22 protein-coding genes are annotated in these 26,474 nt (G+C 38.4%); 18 read left to right on the top strand and 4 right to left on the bottom strand.

Annotated elements, in window-relative coordinates:
- Positions 1-24 precede the first annotated feature (24 nt).
- Positions 25-2,478 carry a leucine--tRNA ligase gene (gene leuS / locus ACO6HM_RS06480; protein WP_485390311.1) on the top strand — a complete coding sequence of 818 codons (2,454 nt, stop codon included), beginning with the start codon at positions 25-27 and terminating at the stop codon, positions 2,476-2,478.
- A 185-nt stretch (positions 2,479-2,663) separates the two neighbouring features.
- On the opposite strand, the gene ACO6HM_RS06475 is transcribed toward leuS, so the two are convergent.
- Entirely contained in the window at positions 2,664-3,074 is a 411-nt protein-coding gene (locus tag ACO6HM_RS06475; RefSeq protein WP_485390310.1) for a PIN domain-containing protein, read from the bottom strand.
- Positions 3,058-3,294, bottom strand: coding sequence for a hypothetical protein (locus ACO6HM_RS06470; protein ID WP_485390309.1), 237 nt, complete (start codon positions 3,292-3,294; stop codon positions 3,058-3,060). The genes ACO6HM_RS06475 and ACO6HM_RS06470 overlap by 17 nt, the downstream gene beginning before the upstream one ends.
- Positions 3,295-3,514: 220 nt before the next feature.
- On the opposite strand from ACO6HM_RS06470, the gene ACO6HM_RS06465 reads away from it, so the two are divergent.
- Together ACO6HM_RS06465 and purB are read left to right on the top strand one after the other, a co-directional pair.
- A complete protein-coding gene (locus ACO6HM_RS06465; RefSeq protein WP_485390308.1) occupies positions 3,515-4,357 on the top strand; it encodes a hypothetical protein in 843 nt (280 codons plus the stop codon).
- A gap of 162 nt (positions 4,358-4,519) precedes the next feature.
- Positions 4,520-5,953 carry an adenylosuccinate lyase gene (gene purB, locus ACO6HM_RS06460; RefSeq protein ID WP_485390307.1) on the top strand — a complete coding sequence of 478 codons (1,434 nt, stop codon included), beginning with the start codon at positions 4,520-4,522 and terminating at the stop codon, positions 5,951-5,953.
- A gap of 72 nt (positions 5,954-6,025) precedes the next feature.
- On the opposite strand, the gene ACO6HM_RS06455 is transcribed toward purB, so the two are convergent.
- Both ACO6HM_RS06455 and ACO6HM_RS06450 read right to left on the bottom strand, forming a co-directional pair.
- The gene (locus tag ACO6HM_RS06455; protein ID WP_485390306.1) at positions 6,026-7,543 is read right to left on the bottom strand and encodes an ABC transporter permease; all 1,518 of its coding nucleotides are present in this window, start codon (positions 7,541-7,543) and stop codon (positions 6,026-6,028) included.
- Positions 7,540-8,265 carry an ABC transporter ATP-binding protein gene (locus ACO6HM_RS06450; RefSeq protein WP_485390305.1) on the bottom strand — a complete coding sequence of 242 codons (726 nt, stop codon included), beginning with the start codon at positions 8,263-8,265 and terminating at the stop codon, positions 7,540-7,542. The genes ACO6HM_RS06455 and ACO6HM_RS06450 overlap by 4 nt, the downstream gene beginning before the upstream one ends.
- 172 nt (positions 8,266-8,437) lie before the next feature.
- On the opposite strand from ACO6HM_RS06450, the gene ACO6HM_RS06445 reads away from it, so the two are divergent.
- The 15 genes from ACO6HM_RS06445 (at position 8,438) to ACO6HM_RS06375 (ending at position 26,456) form a co-directional block, all read left to right on the top strand.
- Positions 8,438-9,145, top strand: a complete 708-nt coding sequence (locus ACO6HM_RS06445) for a response regulator transcription factor (protein ID WP_485390304.1) — start codon at positions 8,438-8,440, stop codon at positions 9,143-9,145.
- On the top strand, positions 9,142-10,350 hold the full coding sequence (locus ACO6HM_RS06440; protein ID WP_485390303.1) for a sensor histidine kinase: 1,209 nt from the start codon (positions 9,142-9,144) through the stop codon (positions 10,348-10,350). Before ACO6HM_RS06445 ends, ACO6HM_RS06440 begins: the two co-directional genes overlap by 4 nt.
- A gap of 150 nt (positions 10,351-10,500) precedes the next feature.
- Entirely contained in the window at positions 10,501-11,589 is a 1,089-nt protein-coding gene (gene leuB, locus ACO6HM_RS06435) for a 3-isopropylmalate dehydrogenase (protein WP_485390302.1), read from the top strand.
- A 155-nt stretch (positions 11,590-11,744) separates the two neighbouring features.
- On the top strand, positions 11,745-13,418 hold the full coding sequence (gene ilvD / locus ACO6HM_RS06430; protein WP_485390301.1) for a dihydroxy-acid dehydratase: 1,674 nt from the start codon (positions 11,745-11,747) through the stop codon (positions 13,416-13,418).
- A gap of 34 nt (positions 13,419-13,452) precedes the next feature.
- Complete coding sequence (gene ilvB, locus ACO6HM_RS06425; RefSeq protein ID WP_485390300.1) at positions 13,453-15,159, top strand: biosynthetic-type acetolactate synthase large subunit; 1,707 nt, start codon at positions 13,453-13,455, stop codon at positions 15,157-15,159.
- A 107-nt stretch (positions 15,160-15,266) separates the two neighbouring features.
- Positions 15,267-16,349: a 3-phosphoserine/phosphohydroxythreonine transaminase gene (serC, locus tag ACO6HM_RS06420; RefSeq protein WP_485390299.1), complete on the top strand. Its 1,083-nt coding sequence runs from the start codon at positions 15,267-15,269 to the stop codon at positions 16,347-16,349.
- A gap of 140 nt (positions 16,350-16,489) precedes the next feature.
- A complete protein-coding gene (locus tag ACO6HM_RS06415) occupies positions 16,490-17,650 on the top strand; it encodes a phosphoglycerate dehydrogenase (protein ID WP_485390298.1) in 1,161 nt (386 codons plus the stop codon).
- Positions 17,651-17,971: 321 nt separating this feature from the next.
- The gene (locus ACO6HM_RS06410) at positions 17,972-18,448 is read left to right on the top strand and encodes a hypothetical protein (protein WP_485378768.1); all 477 of its coding nucleotides are present in this window, start codon (positions 17,972-17,974) and stop codon (positions 18,446-18,448) included.
- 9 nt (positions 18,449-18,457) lie between these two features.
- A complete protein-coding gene (locus ACO6HM_RS06405; protein WP_485390297.1) occupies positions 18,458-18,913 on the top strand; it encodes a hypothetical protein in 456 nt (151 codons plus the stop codon).
- Between the two features lie 107 nt (positions 18,914-19,020).
- Entirely contained in the window at positions 19,021-19,413 is a 393-nt protein-coding gene (locus ACO6HM_RS06400) for a hypothetical protein (RefSeq protein ID WP_485390296.1), read from the top strand.
- Between the two features lie 131 nt (positions 19,414-19,544).
- Positions 19,545-20,228: an ABC transporter ATP-binding protein gene (locus tag ACO6HM_RS06395; protein WP_485390295.1), complete on the top strand. Its 684-nt coding sequence runs from the start codon at positions 19,545-19,547 to the stop codon at positions 20,226-20,228.
- Positions 20,221-22,632 carry an ABC transporter permease gene (locus tag ACO6HM_RS06390; RefSeq protein ID WP_485390294.1) on the top strand — a complete coding sequence of 804 codons (2,412 nt, stop codon included), beginning with the start codon at positions 20,221-20,223 and terminating at the stop codon, positions 22,630-22,632. The genes ACO6HM_RS06395 and ACO6HM_RS06390 overlap by 8 nt, the downstream gene beginning before the upstream one ends.
- Positions 22,633-22,945: 313 nt before the next feature.
- Positions 22,946-23,599: a YesL family protein gene (locus ACO6HM_RS06385; protein WP_485390293.1), complete on the top strand. Its 654-nt coding sequence runs from the start codon at positions 22,946-22,948 to the stop codon at positions 23,597-23,599.
- Positions 23,600-23,630: 31 nt separating this feature from the next.
- A complete protein-coding gene (locus ACO6HM_RS06380) occupies positions 23,631-25,748 on the top strand; it encodes a glutamine synthetase III family protein (protein WP_485390292.1) in 2,118 nt (705 codons plus the stop codon).
- A 150-nt stretch (positions 25,749-25,898) separates the two neighbouring features.
- Positions 25,899-26,456, top strand: coding sequence for a manganese efflux pump MntP (locus ACO6HM_RS06375; RefSeq protein ID WP_485390291.1), 558 nt, complete (start codon positions 25,899-25,901; stop codon positions 26,454-26,456).
- Positions 26,457-26,474: the final 18 nt, after the last annotated feature.

The following is a 26,474-nucleotide window of genomic DNA, read 5'->3' as shown; positions in this document are numbered from 1 at the left end:
GTTTAGATAAAAGGAGATAAGAAAATGCCTGATAATGAAAGAAAACCATATAATCCTGCCGAGATAGAGCCTAAGTGGCAGAAATACTGGGCAGAAAATGAGACCTTTAAGACAGATGTATGGGACTTTAGTAAGCCTAAGTACTATGTGCTTGATATGTTCCCATATCCATCGGGAGTGGGCCTTCACGCAGGGCATCCTGAGGGCTATACAGCTACAGATATCGTATCAAGGATGAAGAGGATGCAGGGCTACAATGTACTTCATCCAATGGGGTATGATTCATTTGGCCTTCCTGCGGAGCAGTATGCGGTAAGCACAGGTAATAACCCAAATGGCTTCACCGAGAAGAATATAGTGTCATTTTCAAATCAGCTTAAAGAACTTGGCTTTGACTATGACTGGTCAAAGATGATAGCTACTTCAGACAAAAATTATTATAAATGGACTCAGTGGATATTTGAGAAGCTCTATGAAAAGGGTTATGCAAAATATATGGATATGCCTGTAAACTGGTGCGAAGAGCTTGGTACAGTGCTTTCCAATGATGAAGTAATTGACGGCAAGAGTGAGCGTGGCGGCTTCCCTGTGGTTAGAAAGAACATGAAGCAGTGGGCTATCGACCAGGTTGCCTTTGCTGAAGAGCTCCTTGAAGGCCTTAACGAGATAGACTGGCCTGAATCAACCAAAGAAATGCAGAGAAACTGGATAGGAAAAAGCGAGGGCGTAGAGGTTGATTTCAAGATAGTCGGTGGTGGGGAATTCTCCATCTATACAACCTGTATAGAGACTATTTACGGTATCACCTTTATGGTGCTTGCCCCTGATGGTGAGACAGTTAAGAGCCTTATGCCAAGGATTAAAAATAAAGAAGCAGTACAGAAATACATAGATGAAACCCTCAAAAAGAACGATATGGATAGAACTGAGCTTAATAAAACAAAGTCTGGCTGTGTGCTTGAGGGAATATATGCTATAAATCCTGTAAACGGTAAGGAAGTCCCTGTATACATAGGTGACTTCGTACTTGCAAGCTATGGTACAGGAGCTGTTATGGCGGTTCCAAGCCACGATCAGAGAGATTTTGAGTATTCTGAGGCACATAACATACCAAGGATACAGGTAATAGACGGTGGTGATGTGAGTGAGCATGCCTTTGAAAAGCAGGATTATCTTGGCAAGGGCTGTAAGCTTATGAATTCTGAAGAATTTAGCGGACTTACTGTAGAAGAGGCTAAGGAAGCAATCACAGAAAAGCTTGTTAATATGGGAGTAGCAAGAAAGAAAGTCAACTACCACTTCAGAGAGTGGATATTTGCGAGACAGCGCTATTGGGGTGAGCCTATTCCTGTAGTCCATACAGAAGACGGCAGAGTGGTTCTTCTTCCTGAAAGTGAGCTTCCTCTTGTGCTTCCTGAGCTTGATGATTACAAGGGAAAGAATGGCAAAGCGCCTCTTGAAAATGCCACAGAGTGGAAAGAATACGATAAAAACGGCATTAAGGGAAAGCGTGAAACCTCTACAATGCCAGGTAGTGCAGGAAGCTCCTGGTATTATATGCGCTACATAGACCCTAAGAACAATGATGAATTTGCCAACCAGGAACTCCTTAAGCATTGGCTCCCTGTAGACCTTTACATAGGCGGACCTGAACATGCGGTGGGACACCTTATGTATTCAAGGATTTGGAACCGTTTCCTTTACAACGAGGGACTTTCTCCTGTTAAAGAGCCATTTAAGAAGCTTGTGCATCAGGGAATGATACTTGGCTCAAACGGCATCAAAATGGGTAAGCGTTATCCTGAATATGCGGTAAATCCAAGCGACATAGTCAGGGATTACGGAGCAGATACACTTAGAATATATGAAATGTTTATGGGATCTCTTGAGGCATCCAAGCCTTGGAGTAAGCAGGGTGTGGAAGGCTCAAGGAAATTCCTCGGAAGAGTATTCTTCTACTTCTCAAATCCTGAAAACCTTGTAAGAGCCACAGAAGAGGGCTATAACGAACTGCTGGAAGAGCATAAGCTCATCTACAATCAGACTGTTAAAAAGGTAACAGATGATTTTGAGACTCTTGGCTTTAATACAGCTATAAGCCAGATGATGATATTTATGAATGCCGTAACCAAGGGTAAATGCCCTATGGAATACGCAGAAGGCTTTGTAAAGCTGATATCCTGTATCTGCCCTCATCTTGGAGAGGAACTCTGGGAGATGTTCGGACACACAGGCACAATAGCTTATGAAACCTGGCCTACCTATGATGAGGCGGCTCTTGTGGTAGATACCGTAAAGATAGGCGTACAGGTAAACGGCAAGGTAAGAGGTACTATTGAAATCGGTGCTGAGGCAGAGGAAGAAGAGGCTATGAAAGAGGCGCTTGAGATAGCATCAGTGAATAAAGCAATAGATGGAAAGCCTATAAGAAAGGTGATTTATGTAAAAGGCAAGATACTTAATATAGTGGCGAAGTAGGGATAGACTATTGATTTTTATGGGAGTTTATGATATTATTTAATTGAGCGAAGAAGGGTGTGGTCGTTCGGTTCACATCTGGAGTTCCTAAATGAGAGTTGGTTCGCTCTCCCGAATAGGCTTTCAAGCTGAACAATGAACCTTGTTAAACCAATGCTCCTGAGCTCTCAGGGGCATTGGTGTTTTTATGCATATATTTCCAACCACTCGCTAGGAGTAATGATTGGTATAGAACAATCTTCATAGTCTTTTTTATTCAATGTTATAAGATAATCCACTCTATTATTGTACCCTGTTGTATATTGAACACAGTCCTCAAAATCCCGCCATTTTTGTTTAAATGCATCTTGAATATCTTGTTCAGTTACAGAAATTACAGTAACAAGATAGAAAATATTCTCTAAAATAGTATAAGTACGATTTAAATCTTTTGTTTCTTTACGAATGATGTAAAATAAGTCTGTTACAGAAGATGCGGTTATATATGATATAATCTCTTTCTCTCTAATTTTTTTGAATAGCTTTATGGAATTATCATATCCGCGCCTTTTAAATATCAAATCTAAAAGTACATTGGTATCAATAAGTAGTTTCATATCTCTCAGTTATCCTTTCCTCTCTATATACATCAAGAGTTTTACCGCTTTCAGGGATTGCACCAACAATATTACTTAAAATTTCATTTAATGGTTTATCATTAACAGGTAAAATATTAGTTTGTTGTGCGCTAATGAATTGAACAAAGCTGTATATAGTTTCTATCTGGTTTTCAGGTAGAATATTAAGCAAGTTTATTGTTTTCTCTAAAGTTGACATAAGTATCTCCTTTCCACATCTTAAGGAATAAGTTTTTTATATTATAACATTATTTATGTAAATTAACTATTGTTTTTTTGTACAAATACGAATATCAAGATTTGCAAGCACAGAAATAGACAATTTAAATGTCCTTTTACATTCGAATTAAATAGTGTATAATAAATGAAATTATAACTTTGATAAACAACAAAAAGCTAATTGCTTTTACGGAGGAAAAATGGCAGATAAACAATATGAATTTGCTACCCGCCTCGCCGACCTTGTGGCTCAGGCGCAGATTAGCGGAAATAAGGTTCACGAAAGTGATATAAAAGAATTTTTTGAAGATTTAGAACTTGATGATGCGCAGTTTGACCATATTTTTGCATACCTCAAGGCATCACATATTACAATAGAAGGCTACGAAACCAAAGAAGAAATCGAGGCTGAGGTTAAAAAATATGAAAATGCTGCGAAGGAACAGCTTGAAGAAGCAGCAAGAGAGGGCTATGAGAAAAAAAGCAGGATAAAAAAGAAAAAAAACAGGAAGGACCTTAAATTCCATTCTGAATTCTTAAATATGTATCTGGAAGAATTAAGAGACATAGAAAAAATGACTGCAAAAGAAGAAGAAAGGCTGCTTAAACTAGTCCTTAGCGGGGATGAAAAGGCTGAGGCAGACTATATAGAAAGAAAACTACACAAAGTAGTGGAAATAGCGAGGGGCTTTGAACTAACGGAAGATTATTTTAAGGAACTGATAGCAGAGGGAAATGTAGGCCTGCTATTGGGATTAGCTGAGCTAAAAGCTTTAGAAGATGAAAAAGAGCCAATTGAGTTTATTGAAAGCAGAATAGAAAGTGCAATGCAGGACTTTATCGAAGAGAGCCTTGAGATAGAAAGTACAGCAAACGCTATGGTAGCAAAGGTAAACTTTGTCAGTGACGCAGCCAAAAAAATGAAAGAAATAAACGGTTCATCACCTACACTTAAAGAACTTGCAAGCTATACTAATTTGACCGAAGCTGAACTAACTGATATCATAGAACTGTCGGGTGATGAGCTAAAAAGTAACGAGTGATTTGATTATATTTGCTAATCACTGAATAGTACAATTATATTTAGTAAGCTTTTCAATCAAGAACACTCAGTATCTTAAGCGAAATTATTCGCGAAATATCAAGAAAGCACATAATTAAGCCGCAGACTTAGAATTTACACCATCTACATACAGGAGGATAATATGAGTACAGACCGTTATATCAGCCCACTTTCAGGGAGGTACGCAAGCAAGGAAATGCAGTACATATTTTCACAGGATAAGAAATTCACTACCTGGCGAAGACTGTGGATTGCCCTTGCAGAAGCAGAAAGAGAACTTGGCCTTAATATCAGCGAAGAGCAGATAGCAGAGCTAAAGGAGCATGTAAACGATATCAACTATGATGTAGCCATAGCCAGAGAAAAAGAAGTCCGCCACGATGTTATGAGCCATGTCTATGCCTACGGAGTACAATGTCCTAAGGCAAAGGGAATCATTCATCTTGGAGCAACCTCCTGCTATGTAGGAGACAATACAGACATTATCATAATGACTGAAGGCCTAAAACTCGTTAAGAAAAAACTTCTTAATGTAATGAGTAAACTTGCTGATTTTGCTGATAAATATAAGGCTCTGCCAACTCTTGCCTTTACTCATTTTCAGCCTGCACAGCCTACTACTGTAGGAAAGAGGGCCGCACTTTGGCTAATGGAGCTTACGCTTGACTATGATGATATCTGCTATCTTATAGACAGCATGAAACTGCTTGGTTCAAAAGGAACTACAGGTACACAGGCAAGTTTCCTCGAGCTTTTTGATGGAGACCAAGAGAAGATAAAGAAAATAGATAAGTTAATTGCTAAGAAGATGGGATTTGCAGACTGTTACCCTGTATCAGGACAGACCTATTCAAGAAAGGTGGACTCAAGAGTTCTTAATGTACTTGCGGGAATTGCATCAAGTGCCCATAAATTCTCAAATGACATCAGACTGTTGCAGCATCTTAAAGAGGTGGAAGAACCATTTGAAAAGAGCCAGATAGGTTCATCTGCTATGGCTTACAAGAGAAATCCTATGAGAAGTGAGCGTATCGCATCCCTCTCAAGGTATGTGATGAGCGATTTGATGAACCCTTACATAACTGCGGCTACCCAGTGGTTTGAGAGAACTTTGGACGATTCTGCCAACAAGCGTCTGTCTGTACCTGAGGCCTTCCTTGCTATAGACGGCATCCTTGATTTGTATATGAATGTAGCTGACGGCCTTGTAGTTTATGAGAAGGTGATTGAGAAGCATATAATGGCTGAGCTTCCATTTATGGCTACTGAGAATATAATGATGGACGCGGTGAAAAGAGGAGGAGACAGGCAGGAGCTTCACGAGAAGATAAGAACCCTGTCTATGGAGGCTGGAAGGAATGTAAAGGAAAGAGGACTTGACAACAATCTCCTTGAACTAATTGCAGCCGAACCATCCTTTAACATCACTCTAGAAGAGCTTAAAAAGCAGATGGATCCGTCCAAGTACACAGGCCGTTCCAAAGAGCAGGTAGAGGACTTCTTAAAGGAAGTCATAAGGCCTATACTTGAGGAAAACAAGGCTCTGCTGGGACTTGAGGCTGAGATAAATGTATAGATGAATCCATGATATACACATACCGGCAGAGATATTAGCCTTTATCCTCTGCCGGTTTTCTTATACCAAAAATTAGACATGCGTTCTTACATCAGTGTTTTTTATGAATAATATGCCGACTGCGATGGAAGCGATAATCCATATAGAAGCCGAAATCAAAACCATAGGAAGATTAAGATTTTCTGTAATTGATGTGCTTCCTGCTCCATATATCAGTAAAGAATATGGCGTCAGAAAATATAAGCCCTTCATAATGAAAGCAACTCCGCTTAGGCATCCAAGGAAAGCTATGGCAACAGGTAATGCAAAAGAATGTAATATAAGTGACAACAAATTTTGTACTGCTGTAATCGCCATCACAGAGATGAGCATTGCAAGAATCCTGCTCCAGAACAACGTAGGTATGCTGTCAGGAATGCCAAGAATTTTCCCGGTAGCGACATATATAACTACCAGCCATATAATACACAGCGAAGATACAAAGGAGGTGGCAGCCCACTTATCCTTAAATAATTTAAAAGGAGATGTCACAGATAAAATGAGGTTCCAATTGCTTCCCAGATGCTCCATCCTCCACTGAAGGCTGCATACAACTCCTATTAACGGCGCAAGGAAGAAGAAACTTAGGAAAATGGAGTGCTGTGTCCACAAATCACCCCAGGTAAAATGAAGAACACCTTGATTCTGTGTAAAATTAATTGTTCCAATTGTGGCAGATATCACAGGAATCAGAATAAAAGGAATCCATACAGGATTACGCTTTAACTTAATTAGCTCTGCAGGAATACCGCTGTGTAGAGAGTGTGTTGCTCTTACACGGCCACTGCTCCCTAGTGCTTCTCCAGGCTCTGTTGCAGAGAAAAGGTACAGGCCAATCAAAAATGTACAAAGAAGATAAATTAGTGCAACAACAATCTGTGTATTTGCAGGCAGTTCCCAGAATACATTCATAGTGCGGGTTGATTTCTCATAATCCATACTTACACAGCTAAGAGAAATTAGAACTGACCAAGGAGTCCAAGCGGTCTTGCTTATAAATGCAAGGAATAAACCTGTCAGGGTACCTCCGAAGCCTATGGAGAGTGCTGCAAACTGGTTTGGAAACAAGAGTGAAATCAGACACTGCACCTGAAACAAAATCATGCCACTTATAATTTCTGCAAAAAAGGTAATCATAATGACCGAATTAGGCACATTTCCGCGAAAACCAAGGTACTTGCCTAAAAGACCTACGCAACTTATCTGTATGATGCAGAATAATACTATGTGAATAAGTCCATACAGATTTTTAGAAAGAAATATATTGCGTTTGCTGCACAAGGTAGATATAAGATTCCACATAGTACCTTTGTTCTCGACATCAACAGTCTGACTGGCTAGGATTGCCATATAAACTGAAAGTAAAATGCTGTTAACTAAAGGAATTCCATAAAATACATTCAACCATTGCTGGCCATCATTTTTTATACCCTTAAACAGAAGAAAGTAATTTAATACTAACATTACAATAAGAAGTAGAAAATGATGTTTATGACGGGATTTCATAAATTCAATATGAACTAATTTTGGAAGTTCAACTATATGTGTCATAATGACTCCTTTCCACCTGTAAGTTTAAGGAAGGCATCTTCAAGCCCCTCACCCTTTGTTTCTAATTCAGCAAGAGTTCCCTGATAGAGCATTTTTCCCTGATTAATAATGCCAACATAGTCAGCCATCTGTTCGACTTCACTAAGAAGGTGACTGGAAATAATCACAGTAATACCCCTTTCTTTTGGCAGTGAACTAATCAGCTCTCGGATTTCATGTATTCCTGCAGGATCAAGGCCGTTGGTAGGCTCATCTAATATTAAGAGCTTAGGACCTCCAAGCAGTGCCATAGCAATTCCCAGCCGCTGTTTCATACCAAGTGAATAGTTTTTTAACTTTTTATCACGTTGCTCAAAGAGTCTGACTGTCTTAAGAGAGCGTTCGATTTCATCCTCTTTGACTCCTTTTAGTTTCTGTATGATTTGCATATTCTCAAGACCTGTAAGATGCCCGTATCCACCAGGGTTCTCTATAAGACTTCCGGTTTGGCCAAGGATGGAAAGCTTGTTTGAAGAGTTTAACTTTTGATTAAAGACCTTGATTTCGCCTGAGTCAGGATGAATGAGCCCTAGTATCATTTTAAGGGTGGTACTTTTTCCTGCACCATTAGGACCAAGAAAACCATACACAGAGCCAACGGGTACTTGCATGGATAGCTCCTTTACACGGTATGTGTTTCCGCTTTTTTTGCTTAGATTGATTGTTTCAAGAATATAATTCATAACCTTACCTCCAAAAAATTTAAGATGTATTATGTTTACGAGTGATAGGATACATTAAGAAGATTATGTAAACATTGCGCTAACATTAAGCTTACATTAAGAAATGCAGGATTCGTTGAGTATTGATATAAAATGCTGTATAGTTAATGTAGTATATATAAGAGGTGAAAATATGGATAAGACAACTTGTAAAATATTGTTAGTAGATGATGAAAAAAAGCTTGCAGACCTGGTAGTAAGTATATTAAAAAGAGAGGGTTATTCTTCCATAGATGTGGCAGAGGACTGTAGGGGGGCAGAGGATAATATCATTAGGAACAGTTATCACTTAATTCTGTTAGATGTGATGCTTCCGGATGGGAATGGCTTTGAACTCTATGAGAAACTACATCAGTTAGGCTATTTATCAGAAATACCTGTTATATTTTTATCTGCAAGAGATGAAGATACAGCAAGGCTAAGAGGACTGGGACTTGGCGCAGATGACTATATCACAAAGCCTTTTCTTACGAAAGAATTACTTCTTAGGATTGCTGCTGTTCTTAGAAGAACATATAAACTAGAAGAAGGCACAGGCTTACTTAGGTGCGGGGATGCATTAGTGGACCTTGACGCGGGAGTTGTAAAGCGTGAGGGCAAAGAGGTATCACTTACATCTAAAGAACTTGCCTTACTTCAGGTACTTTACCGCAACAGAGGAAAGATTGTAACTATGGATACGCTATGCAATGCGGTATGGCCTGAAGGCAACTATGGACTGGAAAGTTCATTGATTGTTCATATGCGCCATCTAAGGGAAAAGATAGAAAAAGATCCGTCAAAGCCTGAATTTCTTACGACAGTACGTGGACTTGGATATAAATTGGAGAAAAACAGATGAGACAAAGAAAAAAGGAAAAATTTCAGTTTTTCGCAGGTATAATACTAATGGCATTTGTGCTTCTTATTTTGGATACTTTAATATATGCAATTATAGTTTTAAATATACCGGATGCTCACTGGAATGAAAGCAATCTTATAGAACATATTAGTGTGGAAGGTGGGAATTACAGGTTAGATGATAAAGAAAAAGAAAGAATCATAAAGAATAACCAATTTGCCATGCTATTAAATGAGGACGGTGAGATTATTTGGAGTGAATCACTACCTAAAGAATTGCAAAAGAAATATAGTATTCAGGATGTGGTAAAATTTGTAAGATACTACCTTGATGAATATCCGGTTCATACTTATATAGTAAAGCAGGGGATTCTGGTGATTGGAGATAAAGAAAAACAGGTATGGAAGTATACGTTGGAATATAATAAAAATGATATTAGAAATGTTATTCTTATGACACCTGTTATACTGCTTATTAATGCACTGGTTCTAATCATTGTTCCCGTATTGCAGCAGAAAAAATACCAAAAGCGCAGGGAAGGGGAACGGACAGAGTGGATTGCAGGTGTATCTCACGATATAAGAACACCTCTTGCTATAATTCTAGGGAATACTGATATGATTCTTGATCCGGAAGTAGGAACAGATATCTCCAAGAACGTTCAACAGATTAAGGTACAGGGACTCCGCATCCGCAGATTGGTTGAAAATATGAACCTTTCCAGTAAACTTGATTTTAGCTTTGGTAAGTTTGAAATGAATAAAGCTATAATAAGCAAATTACTTAGAAAAACACTTACTGAATTTATAAATCAGATTGAGGATGAACATTTTCAATTTGACATAGAAATAGATGAAAGCCTTGACAATCTTGAACTTTCGGTAAATGAAGATTTGGTGGAAAGAGTTTTGGTTAATCTTGTCCACAATTCGATTGCGCACAACGAAGATGGCTGCAATATCATAGTCAGGCTGTATAAGGATAAGAGAGGTCACATTTTACTGGAAGTAGGAGATGATGGAAAGGGAGTGTCAGAAGAGGTTCTAAACAAGTTAAATGATAGAAATTATGCGAATGAACCTAGTAGCGGAAGCCATGGCTTAGGGCTTAAAATAGTCAAAAAAATCGCAGTCTTACACAGATGGAAAGTACATTTTGAGAAAAGAGAAGGAGAGGGATTTATCTGCGTTATAAGACTTGCATAGCACAATCTTTTTGGTAATAATTAGTTTCATAATTCCTAAGTATAAGTAATATTCCAAACTGTTATGTTTAATAAATGGTACACCCTTGCATTTAAGGCGGTCATATTGTATTATTATGGGAAACATTTGTAAGCAGGAGGAAGAAAGTATATGGAAGCTAATATTACCCTTATAAAAGGTGATGGAATTGGTCCTGAAATAGTGAATGAAGCCGTCAAAGTGCTTGATGGAATAGCTTCCCTATATGGTCATAAGTTTAACTATAATGAGATTCTTATGGGTGGCTGCTCGATAGATGAGTATGGCATCCCTCTTACAGATGAAGCGGTAAAAACAGCAAAGTCTGCTGATGCAGTTTTGCTTGGTGCAGTTGGAGGCAATACCGATACTTCACCTTGGTACAAGCTGCCGCCTGAAAAGCGCCCTGAAGCAGGGCTGCTTAAGATAAGAAAAGAACTTGGGCTCTATGCCAATATAAGACCTGCGATTTTATTTGATGAACTAAGGCATTCCTGTCCATTAAAGGAGTCTACAGGAGAAAAAGGCTTTGACTTCGTCATCTTCAGAGAACTGACCGGAGGACTCTATTTTGGAGAAAGAAGCACTACAGTAGTAGAAGGAAAAAGGAAGGCAGTAGATACCTTGGTATATACCGAGGATGAGATAGAAAGAGTAGCAAGGAGAGCCTTTGAGGCTGCACAAGGTAGAAAAAAAGAGGTTTGCAGTGTAGATAAGGCAAATGTGCTTGATTCTTCAAGGCTTTGGAGACAGGTCGTAGCGGAGGTTGCAAAGGACTTCCCGGAAGTAAAGCTTACCAATATGCTGGTTGATAACTGTGCTATGCAGCTAATAGCCAATCCTGCACAGTTTGATGTTATTCTTACTGAAAATATGTTTGGAGATATACTCTCAGACGAAGCAAGTATGGTAACAGGTTCCTTAGGAATGCTCCCTTCTGCAAGCCTTGGAGAAGGAAGATTTGGTCTCTATGAGCCAAGCCATGGTTCAGCTCCTGACATAGCAGGTAAAGACAAGGCAAACCCTATCGCAACCATAATGTCATCAGCCATGCTCCTTAGATACTCATTTGGACTAAGTAAAGAGGCAGAAAGCATAGAAGAGGCTGTGAAATCAGTGCTTAAAGAGGGTTATAGGACAGGAGACATTTTCAGTGAGGGTAATACCTTAATCGGTTGTAAGGAAATGGGAGACAGGATAGCACAAGAGATATCAAAGTAAGGCGCTACTTTATATATATATTGAAGATTTAGACTATACGACGAAAATTAAGACTTAATGAATATGAGCCATAAGGCGAGAATTACGACTGTTTTTGAAAAAGTTATTATAACATTGATTAGATACATAGAATAGTTAGATGAAAGGAAGATATAATGAAAAGTGATAACGCTAGAGCCGGTATGAAGCAGGCACCGGCAAGAAGTTTGTTTAATGCACTCGGCTTTACTGCTGAGGAAATGAAAAAGCCAATGGTAGGTATAGTAAGCTCATACAATGAGATAGTACCGGGGCATATGAATATTGATAAAATAGTGGACGCAGTAAGGCTTGGAGTAGCAGAAGCAGGCGGTATGCCTGTGGTCTTCCCTGCTATTGCAGTCTGTGATGGTATAGCCATGGGACACGTGGGAATGAGATATTCCCTCGTTACAAGGGATTTGATAGCTGATTCTACAGAATGTATGGCACTTGCACACCAGTTTGATGCATTGGTTATGATACCTAACTGTGATAAAAATGTACCCGGCCTCCTTATGGCGGCTGCAAGGGTGAATGTACCTACAGTCTTTGTATCAGGCGGCCCTATGCTTGCAGGCAAGGTAAAGGGCTGTAAGACAAGCCTTTCCTCTATGTTTGAGGCAGTAGGAGCCTATGCAGCGGGGAACTTAAGCGAAGAAGATGTACTGGAATATGAAAATAAAGCCTGTCCAACCTGTGGCTCCTGCTCAGGTATGTATACAGCAAATTCAATGAACTGCCTTACAGAGGCACTTGGAATGGGACTTCGTGGCAACGGCACCATCCCTGCTGTATATTCAGAGAGAATTAAGCTTGCAAAACACGCAGGAATGGCAGTCATGGAAATGTTTAGAAGAGACATAAAACCTCGTGACATCATGACTCGTGAAGCTATAATCAATGCACTTACAGTGGATATGGCACTTGGCTGTTCTACCAATTCCATGCTCCATCTCCCTGCTATTGCGCACGAGATAGGATTTGACTTTGACATAGCATTTGCAAACCCAATTAGTGAGAAAACTCCTAACCTCTGCCACCTTGCACCTGCCGGCAACACCTATATGGAAGACCTAAATGAGGCAGGAGGCGTATATGCGGTAATGAAGGAGCTTGCAGACATTGGCCTCATCAATACCGAATGTATGACAGTTACAGGCAAGACCATAGGCGAGAATATTAAAAATGCTTACAATAGGGATGAAGAGGTTATCAGGCCTGTGAGCAATCCATTTAGCAAGACAGGAGGCCTTGCCGTACTTAAAGGCAATATCGCACCTGACGGAAGCGTTGTAAAGCGCTCAGCGGTTGTAGAAGAAATGATGGTACACGAAGGCCCTGCAAGGGTATTTGAGTCAGAGGAAGATGCCGTAGCTGCAATCAAGGGTGGCAAGATAGTGCCTGGAGATGTAGTGGTTATCAGGTATGAAGGGCCAAAGGGAGGCCCTGGTATGAGGGAGATGCTAAACCCTACCTCTGCAATAGCAGGTATGGGACTTGGCTCATCTGTAGCCCTTATAACTGATGGAAGATTCTCAGGTGCATCAAGAGGAGCATCCATAGGTCATGTTTCTCCTGAGGCAGCAGTAGGAGGACCTATTGCACTCATTGAAGAGGGAGATATTATTTCAATTAACATCCCTGAAATGACACTTAATGTAAAGCTTTCAGATGAAGAGCTTGAAAATAGAAGAAAGAACTGGAAACCAAAGGAAATGGCTGAGGTTACAGGCTATCTAAAGAGATATCAGGCTATGGTTACATCAGGCAACAGAGGAGCCATACTTGAAGTGCCTAAGATGCAGTAATATATTTATTTGATTGAAAGGAAAAGGAGAATTTATGGCAGAACTTAATGGATCGCAGATACTTGTTGAATGTTTGAAGGAGCAGGGAGTAGATACTATTTTTGGATATCCTGGCGGAGCAGTATTAAATCTCTATGATGAGCTTTACCGCCATCAGGATGAAATAAAGCATATCCTTACTTCTCACGAGCAGGGAGCTGCACATGCAGCTGACGGATATGCAAGGGCAACAGGTAAGGTCGGAGTCTGCCTTGCGACAAGCGGTCCGGGTGCAACCAATCTTGTAACCGGTATTGCCAATGCATATATGGATTCTGTTCCTATGGTAGCAATTACAGGAAATGTAGGCACCAATCTTCTTGGAAAGGATTCTTTTCAGGAGGTAGACATAGCAGGCGTGACCATGCCTATTACAAAGCATAACTTCATTGTAAAGGATGTAAAGAAGCTTGTAAAGACTATAAGAAGAGCATTTAAGATAGCTGCAAGCGGAAGACCCGGCCCTGTGCTTGTGGATATAACCAAGGATGTAACAGCCAATAAATGCGAATACAAAAAAGAGGATGTTAAGAAGGCGGATAAGGCCAAGAAAGAAAAAAGCTTTACTGAAAAAGAGCTTGATAAGGCAGCAGAAATGATAGCTAAGGCAAAACGCCCTGTCATTTTCCTTGGTGGCGGTGCCATCATCTCAGAAGCACACAAAGAAATAAAAGCCTTAGTTGACCTTATGGATGCCCCTGTTTGTGATTCTCTTATGGGAAAGGGAGCATTTGACGGCACTGACAAGCGCTATATGGGAATGATTGGTATGCACGGCACTAAGACTGCCAACTTCTCAGTTACTGAATGTGACCTCCTTGTGGTGCTTGGTGCAAGATTCTCAGACCGAGTTACAGGCAATACCAAGAGCTTTGCAAAGAGAGCCAAGATACTTCATATAGACATCGATCCTGCTGAAATAAATAAGAACATTAAGGTTGACCTTAGCATCGAGGGAGATGTAAAGGATGTACTTAAGGAGCTTAACAAGAAGCTTACTAAGCAGTCCCATGATGAATGGATGGAGCATATTGCAGAGATGCAGGCAAAGTATCCACTCAGATATCACGAAAATGAACTTACAGGCCCATATTTTATAGAGGAGCTTTACAGACTTACAAAGGGTGACGCCATCATTTCTACAGAAGTAGGACAGCATCAGATGTGGGCTGCACAGTTCTACAAGTATAGTAAGCCTAGAACCCTGCTCACATCAGGTGGTCTTGGAACTATGGGCTACGGGCTTGGAGCGTCCATCGGAGCGCAGATAGGCCTCCCAAACAAGCAGGTTATCAACCTTGCGGGAGATGGATGCTTCCGTATGAATATGAATGAGCTTGCAACTGCCGCACATTACAATGTGCCTATTATCGAAGTAGTATTTAACAACAATGTACTCGGTATGGTAAGACAGTGGCAGACTCTCTTCTACGGCAAGAGATACTCTCAGACTCTGCTTTCTCAGGATATTGACTATGTAAAGCTTGCTGAGTCAATGAATATAAAGGCTTTTAGGGTAACTAAGAAAGATGAAGTTGACGAGGTTATTAAGAAGGCTCTTAAGGCTAAAGGTCCGGTATTCATAGAAGTTGTAATCGATAAGAATGAAAGCGTATGGCCTATGGTGCCAGCCGGCGCAACTCTAGAGGAGACTTTCTCTGAGGAGGATGTAAAGGAAAAAGAGGCTAAGGCTAAGAAGTAAAGATAGAAATTAAAGAAACAGACTTGCATAAAGTAAGGGCTGTTTCTTTTACTATAAAGTATAGCAATAAGAATTGTGAATACTTTAACGAACAGAGGAGGGAACATATGGAAAGAGTTTATAATTTTTCAGCAGGACCTGCAGTGCTTCCCGAGGAAGTACTTAAAGAGTGCCAGGAAGAAATGATGAATTATGGGGGCAAAGGTATGTCAGTTATGGAGATGAGCCACCGCTCCAAAGCCTTTGAAAGCATTATAAATACTGCAGAAGCTGACCTTAGAGAGCTTATGAACATTCCTGATAATTATAAGGTGCTTTTCTTACAGGGCGGAGCCTCACTTCAGTTTGCCATGATTCCTATGAACCTTATGAAAAATAAGGTGGCTGACTACATTATCACAGGTCAGTGGGCAAAGAAGGCCTTTGAAGAAGCAAAGATATACGGTGATGCTGTAGCAGTGGCATCCTCTGCCGATGAAACCTTTTCATATATTCCTGACTGTAGCGACCTGCCTATAAGGGACAATGCAGACTATGTATACATATGCGAAAATAATACAATATACGGAACCAAGTTTAAGACTCTGCCTAATACAAAGGGCAAGACTCTTGTAGCTGATGTATCCTCCTGCTTTTTAAGCGAGCCTGTGGATGTAAGCAAATACGGTATCATTTACGGAGGAGTCCAGAAGAACATTGGACCTGCAGGAACTGTAATTGTGATTATAAGAGAAGATTTGATTACGGAAGATGTACTTCCCGGTACACCTACAATGATGAAGTACAAGATACATGCAGATAATAAGTCACTTTACAATACCCCACCTGCCTACGGTATCTATGTATGCGGCAAGGTATTTAAATGGCTTAAGGCGCAGGGCGGGCTTGGCGTGATGAAGGAGAAAAATGAGAAAAAAGCTGGTATTCTTTACGATTTTCTTGATAATAGCAAATTTTTTAAGGGCACAGTCAGAAAAGAAGACCGTTCTTTAATGAATGTACCTTTTGTAACAGGGAATGAAGAGTTGGATGCAAAATTTATAAAAGCGGCACAGGCAGCAGGCTTTGTAAACCTTAAAGGACATAGAAGTGTTGGTGGAATGAGAGCAAGTATCTACAATGCCATGCCGATAGAGGGAGTAGAGAAACTTGTTGAATTTATGAAGAAATTTGAGGCTGAAAACCTATAGTCTAAATGATAACGGCTGAAACATTTGTAATATTTAGGACTTAAAAAATATTAAACAGGTACAACTGAAATATATCTGTGGAAATATTAAAATTACAGGACAAAATATGAGCATCTGGGAGCTTGTTAGGGGGGGATACTATGTATAGAATAAAAACATTAAATAATATATCAGACATAGGACTTAAAGAGCTTGATGAAAATTATAGCTTTGTAGAAGAGTTGAGTGAGGCAGATGCTGTTCTTGTAAGAAGTGCAGATATGAAGTCTCTTGAACTTGGTGACAATCTTCTTGCCATAGCCAGAGCAGGTGTCGGAGTTAACAATATCCCTCTGGATAAATGTGCTGAGCAGGGAATAGTTGTATTCAATACTCCGGGAGCCAATGCTAATGCGGTTAAGGAGCTTGTTATAGCAGGACTCTTCCTTGCTGCAAGGGATGTGGTAGGTGGAATCAACTGGGTGCAGGATAACAAGGATGCAGAGGGGCTTTCTAAGCTTGTAGAAAAGGAAAAAGGAAACTTTGCAGGCAATGAGATAGAGGGGAAGAAACTTGGTGTAATAGGCCTTGGAGCCATAGGTGTGCTTGTTGCCAATGCATCAAAGAGACTTGGAATGGAGGTTTACGGCTGCGACCCTTATATCTCTGTAGAACATGCCTGGAGTCTTTCAAGGGATGTAATCCATGTAAAGACTGTAGAAGAGATATATAGAACCTGTGACTATATTACAGTACATGTACCTCTTATGGATGCAACTAAGCACATGATAAATGTTTACAGCCTTGGTCTTATGAAAGACGGAGTAGTTATCTTAAACTTCTCAAGAGATGCCCTGGTAAATGATGAGGATATTGAAAAAGCGCTTGCCAGTGGTAAGGTTAAGAAGTATGTAACTGACTTTCCAAATGAAAAAACAGCTAATATGAAAGGTGTTATAGCTATTCCACACCTTGGAGCCTCTACGGAGGAATCAGAGGATAACTGCGCAGTTATGGCAGTTAAGGAAGTTGTAGATTACCTTGAAAAGGGAAGTATAAAAAACTCTGTCAACTACCCAAACTGTGAGGTAGCAAAGCATACAAGTGTTTCACGAATTACCATATTACATAAGAATATCCCGAGCATGATAACTAAATTTACAACTGTGCTTTCTTCTTACAATGTAAATATTGAGGAGCTTGTAAACAAGAGTAAGGGAGACTATGCCTACTCTGTATTTGACATAGATACCATAGTTACAGATGAAATGAGAAAGGCACTTAGTGAGATAGAGGGAGTGCTTAAGGTAAGAAGTATCTAAGAGTGTAAAATGGCTGAAAATATAAATATCATAATCTATAAAAGGACATTTGCTTGATAAATTATATATATTTATCAGGTAAAAGTCCTTAATTTTTGGATGAATACTTTAACATTATATGACATATATATCTATATTCTGCAAAAAGTACATCAATATCTCTTTAAATTAAATAATTTTAGATATATAATATAAATAGAGAAGAAATGTAAAGGAGAAGCATTTGTGGTGGTAATGCTTGTATCATAGACATACTTTCATTTTTAGATGAACAATGATAAATATAATTGTCTGTAATAAACTTATGGAGGTATTGGTATCATGAAATTGTTGAAAAATCCATGTTTTATTATGTTTAAGTTGGGGTTTGTAGTTTCACTAATACTTATTGTAGCAGAAAAAATGCGTTTTATATCATTAGAATATGAGATAGCATTGCTTACTAATATCATATTTGCAGTATGCTTTGGATTCTTACTATATTTGGTAGCATATAATATTAAAAGAAATAATTTAATAAAAAATGGTTTAGTCTTTGATGCTATAGTGCTGGGAATAAATGATACATATTTGGGCTTTAGGATTGGAGGATTTAGATATTTTAGGTTGAATTATAGCTACATAAATCAAAATAATGAAACTGTATACAATATAAGTAATTTAATATATATCAATATATATGATTTTTCGTATATAAGAAAGCTAAATAATTATGAACTTAATAGGTTATTTAGAATAAAAATTTATGTTGCAAAAGATGACTCAAATAAATACTTGGCAGAAGTTTATAGAAAGTAGGTGGTATTTATGAAAAACAGAATTATAGGGATAATGATATGTCTAATGGCTGTAGCGGGAATCCTTCTATTTCCACTTAAGAGAGAAGTAACCTTAAAAAAACCAATAAAGCATTTTATTAAAGGTGTGCTTAGTGAACAAAGTGAAATAATAATAGATGGTGAAATTAAATATAACCTGTTAAGCTCAAAGATGAAGTTTATTGGTGATATTAATATTGAAGAATTCCATAGTCAATTAAGGAATGTAAAGGTTGAAATAATTTTAGATAAAAAGGATACCGTTGAGGTTCCTATTATTCGTGCGGGTATTCAAGACACCTCAAAAGGAGCAGAAGCTGTAAATGAGTCTATAGGTATCATGCGTATTAAAGGTGATTTTGACAGTTTGATACTTTACCCTATAGACAAAAATAGCGGGTCAATTAATATCAATAAGGATGACTATTGGACTTGTGATGATTAAGGAGATGTATAACCGTTTGTCAAATAAAAGCTGTGTTTAATCAAGTATTATTCCGCAGTGTTCCTTACAATTAGAGTGGAGAATGAAAATGTAAAGGAGAAACGGATATGAAAAGGAAAAAAATTATTAGATTTATTCCAATTGTTATAGAATGTTTAGGGATTGTATTTTTGTTTTATATCTATTTTATTAATACATCCTCGTATTCTAATCATGTAATTGCACTTTTCTTATGTTGTGTGATTGCGCCAATTATTCAATGTATAATAGATTTTAGTGATAAAAGAAATTTGAAATTGATAGTTGGAAATGTATCGCTGATTGTCATTGCACTGTTTGCGCTGTTTCTAGGAGAGTATGTAGCTACAAATATTTTTCATTTACAATTTGTCAGCTACCTACATTATCCTGGAATGATGATTAACACAGTGCTATCAATAATTGGTGCGATATATGTAACAATAGTATTTTCTTTATCCAAGCATCAAACCAGTAATTAGTAATTAAGAAAGAATAAATATTGTACCAGTATATCTATAGAGGAGATAGCATAAAATACTCATCCACAACATTATGATGTAACTACATAATTGCCTATTTTTTAGATAAAGCCGCAAAAGGACAGGTAAATATGGGAAAGTCGGAAAAGGTAATATTACGCTGCAATAAAGTTTCGAAAATATACAAAAGTGGTATGCAGCAGACAAAAGCACTGTCAGGGGTGAGTCTCAGTTTCAATGAAGCTTCGATTAATTTGATTTATGGGAAGAGTGGCAGTGGAAAATCTACGTTATTAAATGTACTGGCAGGTATAGATAGTGCTTCTGATGGAGATATTTTATTTCAAGGAAAAAACTATGCTGTTATGACAGAAAGAGAGTTGGCAAAACTTAGAGGGGATAACTATGGATTTATATTTCAGGCATATCATCTTATACCACATATTACCGCAAAAGAGAATATTATGTGCCCGTCTTATGTTAATGGGAAGCCCATTGATACCAAGTACTTTAGCTTCTTGGTTCAGGAATTAGGTATAGCTGACTTGGTGTTAAAATGTCCTTATGAATTATCAGGAGGAGAGCAGCAAAGAGTAGCGATAGCAAGAGCAATGCTGTTAAAGCCGTCAATAGTGTTTGCTGATGAACCGACAGGGAATTTGGATAGTGAAAATACAAAACTCATAACCAACTTATTCGATAACCTGAATAAAAAGTATGGGACCACATTTATCATCGTTACACATGAAGAAAATCTCATGCAAAATCCTGATCAGATTATAAGGATAAAGGATGGTGAAGTTGCCGATGAATAGTAAAAGAACAAGGTATATTAAGTTAATTCATATACTATTTCAGAATAATAAAGCACTATTTATAATATCTTTATTGACATCAGCAATTGGATTTTGCTTTATTTTTACAGTAACATCCACAACCAATATGCTCATACAAAACAACAGGGATAATCTTATTAATACATATGGCAAATTTCTCGCTGTTATATCTGGTGTTGATGAGAAAACTGAAGCGAATATAAAAAATGAGTTAAATGATTTTGTATACAAAAGATTCGAAGTCGGAGGTAATGTAGTATATTCAGGCAAAAAATTAACTTTTGGCTCGATGGAAAAGAGTATTGGGGATGTCTTGGCTTTCAGCCTTATTAAAGGAGAATGGCCGAAGAAAGAAAACGAGATTGTAGTTGAAGAATACCTGACAGAATTATTTAAGATTAAAAACAACAACCTGCCATCGAAGATAAGCTTTGAGAAAAATGGGATAAAGACTGATTTTGTAATTACCGGCATAATTTCTAATTATTCAAGTAGACTGTCTGCGTCAACTTTTATAGAAAAGGATATAAATGTATATCCCACAGTAATATTTGCAGATGGTATGCTAAAAGATACAAAGCAGTCGTTGATTGTTTTGCAAAAGAAACTTAGATTCAATTCTATTGAAAGAGATATAAACACGATATTGAATTGGGGAAGTAATTATGACATCAAACTTAGCCATGATATGAGTATTAATTCAAAACTAGCCTCAAAAGGTTATGGTGAAGACTTGCTGTTTACCAGATTATTATATCTTGTACTTACCAATTTTCTGCTGTTGCTCGGGGAAGTTATCATAATAAGAACGCTGCTTATATGGAACAGCAAGACAATGGCTTTGTTTAAAGCACTTGGGCTTCATTCCAGGCAGGAAAGAATACTGTGGTTATACCTGATTGGATTGCTTGCAGTAATAGGATTAAGCGTGGGATTTACTTCATCAGCTATATTGGGAGTTTTATATATAAAAAGGAATTTTGGAGGATATCAGTATTACATCAGAGAATTGCTTCATACTTTTTTATTGGAAAGCAGCTTTATTAGCGTAATAATTGTACTGTTTTGTGTTGATTCAGCCAGAAAGAAAGCAGGTTCACTCATAAATGAAATGCTGATAGATCTGCGATTTACAGTCAGAAAGTATAGATTTAGAAAAATGGATATATGCGTTGTTATAATGCAAATGATTTGTATGTTTTTTATCATAGCCTCATTTAGTTTTTCAAATAGATTTGAGATGGAAAAGGGTGACATAAATTACGATTTATATAGCAAGTCAACAACCACAAGCAGCATGCTTAGAGGGTATAGCATAACTGAGAACAACGAAAGCTATTTTGACTTTGATGTAGTAAATGACCTACATAAATACGGTGATATGATTAAGCTCCAAATGGAAGCTGAAACCAATCAAAGCTCTATATTGGTAGACAAGGACGATAAGACTTCCAGCTTTAATGAATATTTAGAGTATAGAAGCAGTGAATGGAAAGATAATGAGAATGAGGAAAAGTGGTATGAGATATCAAAAGAGGCTGAGAGGTATAATGTTTTACCTGATAGGACTGTTAAGATTATTATACTAACTGAAAAAGAATTCGTATTATTGTTAGATAAACTGGGAATAGGTGAGAATGATGTTGGCTCAGACAAGGATAAGAATTGCTTAGCGTTTCTACCTGAGCTCAGTTATAGCGTTTCAGGTAAGAACGAAATTATACAAGTGGGAGGAATTAGAAAGAGCGAAAAAGGATTGCGGTTTTATAAAGAAAAATTTAAAGCAATGCTGTGGAATGCTGAAAATGAAGAAGATAACGTAATACAGCTTGTAATGAAGGAGAATACAGCGAAAAAAAGTAAACTGATTTTAGGATATGACAAAATCAGTATCAACTTGAGAGCAGATGCACCATTATCAGTTAAACGTGATGTGGATACAAGAGTTTCATTAATTATGTCATCAATACAGGGAGGTATGCTTGAATCATCAGTTCTAAGGAATAAAGAGAATAAATTGATGGGAGATTATACTGCTATGCTGTCAGGTTCTATGGTATACTTTTCTTTGATAGTAGTATGCCTGTATATAGTTTTAAGCAGCTTTATCGATTGGGAAAAACATAAACATGAGTACGGCATATTGCGAAGCTTTGGAATGAGCTATATCAGTTTATGGAGAAAGATATTTTTTAGATATTTCAGTAGCATATTTATAGCCTGCATAGTTTTAGCGCCGTTGGTAAGAGGAGCTTTTGGGGTGGAGATACTGAGCAATGCTCAAATTTTGTTTTCAATTATGATAAACATAATTATTACATTTTTGTGTGGAAGCGTTGTATACTGGCGCTATAAGAGCAAATCCATAGTAAATATGCTATAATTAAAGACACATCAATAGGAGTGGCAGTATATCAACCTATGCACATCAATTACATAATCTCACACCTTATAGGAGATAAACTTTTTTATCCACTTTAAGGTGTGATTTTTTTATAGACTTATGACTGTAAAAGATAAATCGCTGTTTTATCTTACATACATCAAATAAAACACTGTAATAATACTAAGAAAAGGGGAGAGAATTATGTGGTTTTGTAGGCAATGGGGCATTTTTTCTCTTGACATCTCGTTCGAATACATAGATAATTATATAGTTGTGAGACATCAGCAAAGAAAAGATAGAGGTTATTTTTATGGGTAATTTATTTAATATGAACAATTTTTTCTTCCGCTTTATGGGGAAGCTTTTTGATACAGTGGCACTTAGCATAGTCTATGTTTTGGTCTGTATTCCTATTGTGACCATAGGACCTGCTACCTCGGCACTCTATTATTCAACAGTTAAATCAATAAGGCGAGACAGGAGCTATCCTATCAAAGAGTTTTTCAAAGCATTTAAGAGGGATTTTAAGCAAAGCTTCATAGTAGGGCTTATTCTTGTTGTAGTAGGACTAATTCTGTATGTGGACGTTAAATTTGCTATTAATTACATAAAAAACAGCCTTACCTATATGCGCTACCTATACATTGTTATCGGTATAGTTATGTCATTTATAGCAATATATATTTTCCCACTTATTTCAAGGTTTTCACTAAAGCTCACAGGGCTGTTTAGACTGTCATTTTATCTGGCGATAAGACATCTGCTTACAACGGTTGTTTCTATCATTTTGTTGTTTGGAAGCTTTGTTTTGGTATATATTTCAGCCGGACTTGCGATGCTGTTTGTACCTGTGACTGCCAATTTGCTAATTTCGATAATGATGGAGAAGGTACTCCAAAAATGTATGGGCATGGTACAGACAGACGGTGAAAATGAGAATAAGGACGAGTGGTATCTGGAGTAATTGTTAAATATTATCGGGAAAGAGGAAGAGTATGTCCGAGGAAAAATTTGCGCTGCCAAGGGATTTTGCGAAAAATGTATTTAATGACGAGGTAATGAAAGACAGGCTCCCAAGCGATGTATACAAAGAGCTTAGAAAGACCATAGATAACGGCGAAGACCTTAACGAGAAGATAGCAAGAGCTGTAGCACATGCTATGAAGGCTTGGGCTATGGAGAGAGGGGCTACCCATTTCTCACATTGGTTCCAGCCTATGACTGGGATTACCGCTGAGAAGCATGACTCCTTTCTAAAGCCTGAGGGCAAGGGCGGGATAATAATGCGCTTCTCAGGTAAGGAGCTTATTAAGGGAGAGTCAGATGCCTCTTCATTTCCATCAGGAGGCCTTAGGGCAACCTTTGAGGCTAGAGGTTATACTGCCTGGGACTGTACTTCTCCGGCTTTCCTAAAAGAAGATACAGCAGGTGTAACCCTCTGCATACCTACCGCATTTTGCTCATACACAGGTGAGGCACTTGACGAGAAGACTCCACTGCTTCGCTCGATGGAGGCTATAAGCAAGCAGGCTACAAGGATTGCAAGACTTTTTGGAGATGAGGATGTTACAAGTGTGAGCTGTTCGGTTGGCCCTGAGCAGGAATATTTCCTTATCGACAGAGAAGACTTCCTAAAAAGAGAGGACCTCCTCTTTACAGGCCGTACTCTATTTGGAGCTATGCCTCCTAAGACTCAGGAGCTTGATGATCACTACTATGGCAACATTCCTGAGCGTATAGAACTTTTTATGAAGGAGCTTAATGAGGAGTGTTGGAAGCTTGGTATCTACGCTAAAACCCAGCACAATGAGGTAGCTCCTGCTCAACATGAGATGGCGCCTGTATTTACTACTGCAAATATTGCCACTGACCACAACCAGCTTGTTATGGAAACTATGAAGAAGGTGGCAAAGCGCCACGGACTTGAGTGCCTCCTTCACGAGAAGCCATTTGCCGGTGTAAATGGCTCAGGAAAGCATAACAACTGGTCTATAGTGACTGATACAGGCAAAAATATGTTGGATCCTGGCAAGACTCCACACGAAAATGTACAGTTCATGCTCGTACTTGCCGCTATAATAAAGGCTGTGGATGAAAATGCCGTACTTCTTAGGCTTTCGGCATCCAATCCCGGCAATGAGCATAGGCTTGGTGCAGATGAGGCACCTCCAGCCATTATATCCATTTTTCTTGGAGACCAGCTTGAAGACCTTGTTGAGCAGATTATTGAGACAGGTGAAGCTACTTCAAGCAAGCAGGGAAGGAAGCTTGATATTGGAGTACACAGCCTTCCTAACCTCTTCCTTGATGCAACAGATAGAAACAGAACCTCTCCTTTTGCATTTACTGGTAACAAGTTTGAGTTTAGAATGGTGGCTTCGTCAATGTCGATTGCAGGGGTAAATACCGTACTCAATACTATAGTTGCAAGTGTATTTAGAGACATGGCTGACAAGCTTGAAAAGGCAGAGGACTTTAATCAGGCTGTACACGACCTTATTATAGATACTCTCACTGAGCATAGGAGAATCATATTTAACGGAAACGGCTATTCTGAAGAGTGGGTGAAAGAGGCCGCAAGGCGTGGACTTCCTAATACAAAGTCAATGGTGGAGGCAATTCCGTCACTTATTGATGACCACACTATAGAAGTATTTGCAAGGGAAAAGGTGTTAAACTGCACTGAGCTTGAGTCCAGAGCTGAGATTCAGTACGAGAAATATACAAAGACCATCAACATAGAGGCAAAGACCATGATTGATATGGTAAGGAGGCTTTTCATCCCTGCTGTCATTAAGTACCAGACTGTACTTGCAAAGGCGATAAATGAGATGGGAAGTACAGGCTTGGAACTTGAGTGCTCTATGCAAAAAGATTTACTTAAGAAGATATCTTCACTTCTTACTGCTGCCAATAAGCAGGCAGATGAGATGGAAAATATGATAATAGATGCTAAGAAGCTTCCTGAGGGAAAGGCACAGGCTGAAGCATTTAATACTAAGGTAGCTCCGGCTATGACAGAGCTACGTGAGAGTATTGACAACCTTGAAGTTATTGTTGGCAGGGATTATTGGCCTGTACCAACATATAGTGATATATTGTTTGAAGTTTAAGTTGAATAAATGCATAAATATCCGCATTGAAAAGATATTTATGCATTTTATCGTCTAAGAGCAGCTGTCAAAAGATAATTAATATTATTACATACAGCTTGTATAGATTTTATATTTAGTACTTGTATTCTGATATGTAAGGGGTAAGTTATGAATATAATTGATATATTGGTTATTGGAGTAGGGCTTTCTATGGATGCCTTTGCGGTATCCATCTGTAAGGGCTTAGCTATGAAAAAGATGGATATAAAGAAGGCTCTTGTCTGTTCGCTCTACTTTGGAGTATTTCAGGCGTTGATGCCTCTTATCGGCTTTTTGCTTGGAAGCGGATTTAAGAACGTGGTTAGCTCCATCGACCATTGGATAGCCTTTGTGCTTCTTGGTATCATAGGCATAAATATGATAAAAGAGGCGAAATCCTGTGACGTTGTAAATGACTCAATGGATGTAAAGACCATGCTGACACTAGCGGTTGCAACCAGTATAGATGCCCTCGCTATAGGAGTAACCTTCGCCTTTCTTAAGGTAAGTATAATTCCAGCTGTATCCATCATCGGTCTTATTACCTTTGTCTGTTGCTTCATCGGAGTCAAGCTTGGAAGTGTATTTGGAGAAAAACTAAAATCCAAGGCAGAGATAATGGGTGGAGTCATGCTCATACTTATTGGCACTAAGATACTGATAGAGCATCTGTTCTTTCAGGGGTAATGAATATAAAAATAGAAG

The organism is Catonella sp., from assembly GCF_057250765.1.
Note: the sequence above shows the minus strand (reverse complement) of the source record. Positions and strands in the feature narration are given on the sequence as shown.

Excerpts from the sequence above, each read along its gene's own strand:
- ACO6HM_RS06375 (WP_485390291.1), top strand. The coding sequence starts at position 25,899 with ATGAATATAATTGATATATTGGTTATTGGAGTAGGGCTTTCTATGGAT.
- ACO6HM_RS06475 (WP_485390310.1), bottom strand. The coding sequence starts at position 3,074 with ATGAAACTACTTATTGATACCAATGTACTTTTAGATTTGATATTTAAA.
- purB (WP_485390307.1), top strand. The coding sequence starts at position 4,520 with ATGAGTACAGACCGTTATATCAGCCCACTTTCAGGGAGGTACGCAAGC.
- leuB (WP_485390302.1), top strand. The coding sequence starts at position 10,501 with ATGGAAGCTAATATTACCCTTATAAAAGGTGATGGAATTGGTCCTGAA.
- ilvB (WP_485390300.1), top strand. The coding sequence starts at position 13,453 with ATGGCAGAACTTAATGGATCGCAGATACTTGTTGAATGTTTGAAGGAG.
- ACO6HM_RS06380 (WP_485390292.1), top strand. The coding sequence starts at position 23,631 with ATGTCCGAGGAAAAATTTGCGCTGCCAAGGGATTTTGCGAAAAATGTA.
- ACO6HM_RS06405 (WP_485390297.1), top strand. The coding sequence starts at position 18,458 with ATGAAAAACAGAATTATAGGGATAATGATATGTCTAATGGCTGTAGCG.
- leuS (WP_485390311.1), top strand. The coding sequence starts at position 25 with ATGCCTGATAATGAAAGAAAACCATATAATCCTGCCGAGATAGAGCCT.
- ACO6HM_RS06395 (WP_485390295.1), top strand. The coding sequence starts at position 19,545 with ATGGGAAAGTCGGAAAAGGTAATATTACGCTGCAATAAAGTTTCGAAA.
- ACO6HM_RS06415 (WP_485390298.1), top strand. The coding sequence starts at position 16,490 with ATGTATAGAATAAAAACATTAAATAATATATCAGACATAGGACTTAAA.
- ACO6HM_RS06450 (WP_485390305.1), bottom strand. The coding sequence starts at position 8,265 with ATGAATTATATTCTTGAAACAATCAATCTAAGCAAAAAAAGCGGAAAC.
- ACO6HM_RS06470 (WP_485390309.1), bottom strand. The coding sequence starts at position 3,294 with ATGTCAACTTTAGAGAAAACAATAAACTTGCTTAATATTCTACCTGAA.
- ACO6HM_RS06390 (WP_485390294.1), top strand. The coding sequence starts at position 20,221 with ATGAATAGTAAAAGAACAAGGTATATTAAGTTAATTCATATACTATTT.
- ACO6HM_RS06400 (WP_485390296.1), top strand. The coding sequence starts at position 19,021 with ATGAAAAGGAAAAAAATTATTAGATTTATTCCAATTGTTATAGAATGT.
- ACO6HM_RS06385 (WP_485390293.1), top strand. The coding sequence starts at position 22,946 with ATGGGTAATTTATTTAATATGAACAATTTTTTCTTCCGCTTTATGGGG.
- ACO6HM_RS06455 (WP_485390306.1), bottom strand. The coding sequence starts at position 7,543 with ATGACACATATAGTTGAACTTCCAAAATTAGTTCATATTGAATTTATG.
- ACO6HM_RS06465 (WP_485390308.1), top strand. The coding sequence starts at position 3,515 with ATGGCAGATAAACAATATGAATTTGCTACCCGCCTCGCCGACCTTGTG.
- ilvD (WP_485390301.1), top strand. The coding sequence starts at position 11,745 with ATGAAAAGTGATAACGCTAGAGCCGGTATGAAGCAGGCACCGGCAAGA.
- ACO6HM_RS06410 (WP_485378768.1), top strand. The coding sequence starts at position 17,972 with ATGAAATTGTTGAAAAATCCATGTTTTATTATGTTTAAGTTGGGGTTT.
- serC (WP_485390299.1), top strand. The coding sequence starts at position 15,267 with ATGGAAAGAGTTTATAATTTTTCAGCAGGACCTGCAGTGCTTCCCGAG.
- ACO6HM_RS06440 (WP_485390303.1), top strand. The coding sequence starts at position 9,142 with ATGAGACAAAGAAAAAAGGAAAAATTTCAGTTTTTCGCAGGTATAATA.
- ACO6HM_RS06445 (WP_485390304.1), top strand. The coding sequence starts at position 8,438 with ATGGATAAGACAACTTGTAAAATATTGTTAGTAGATGATGAAAAAAAG.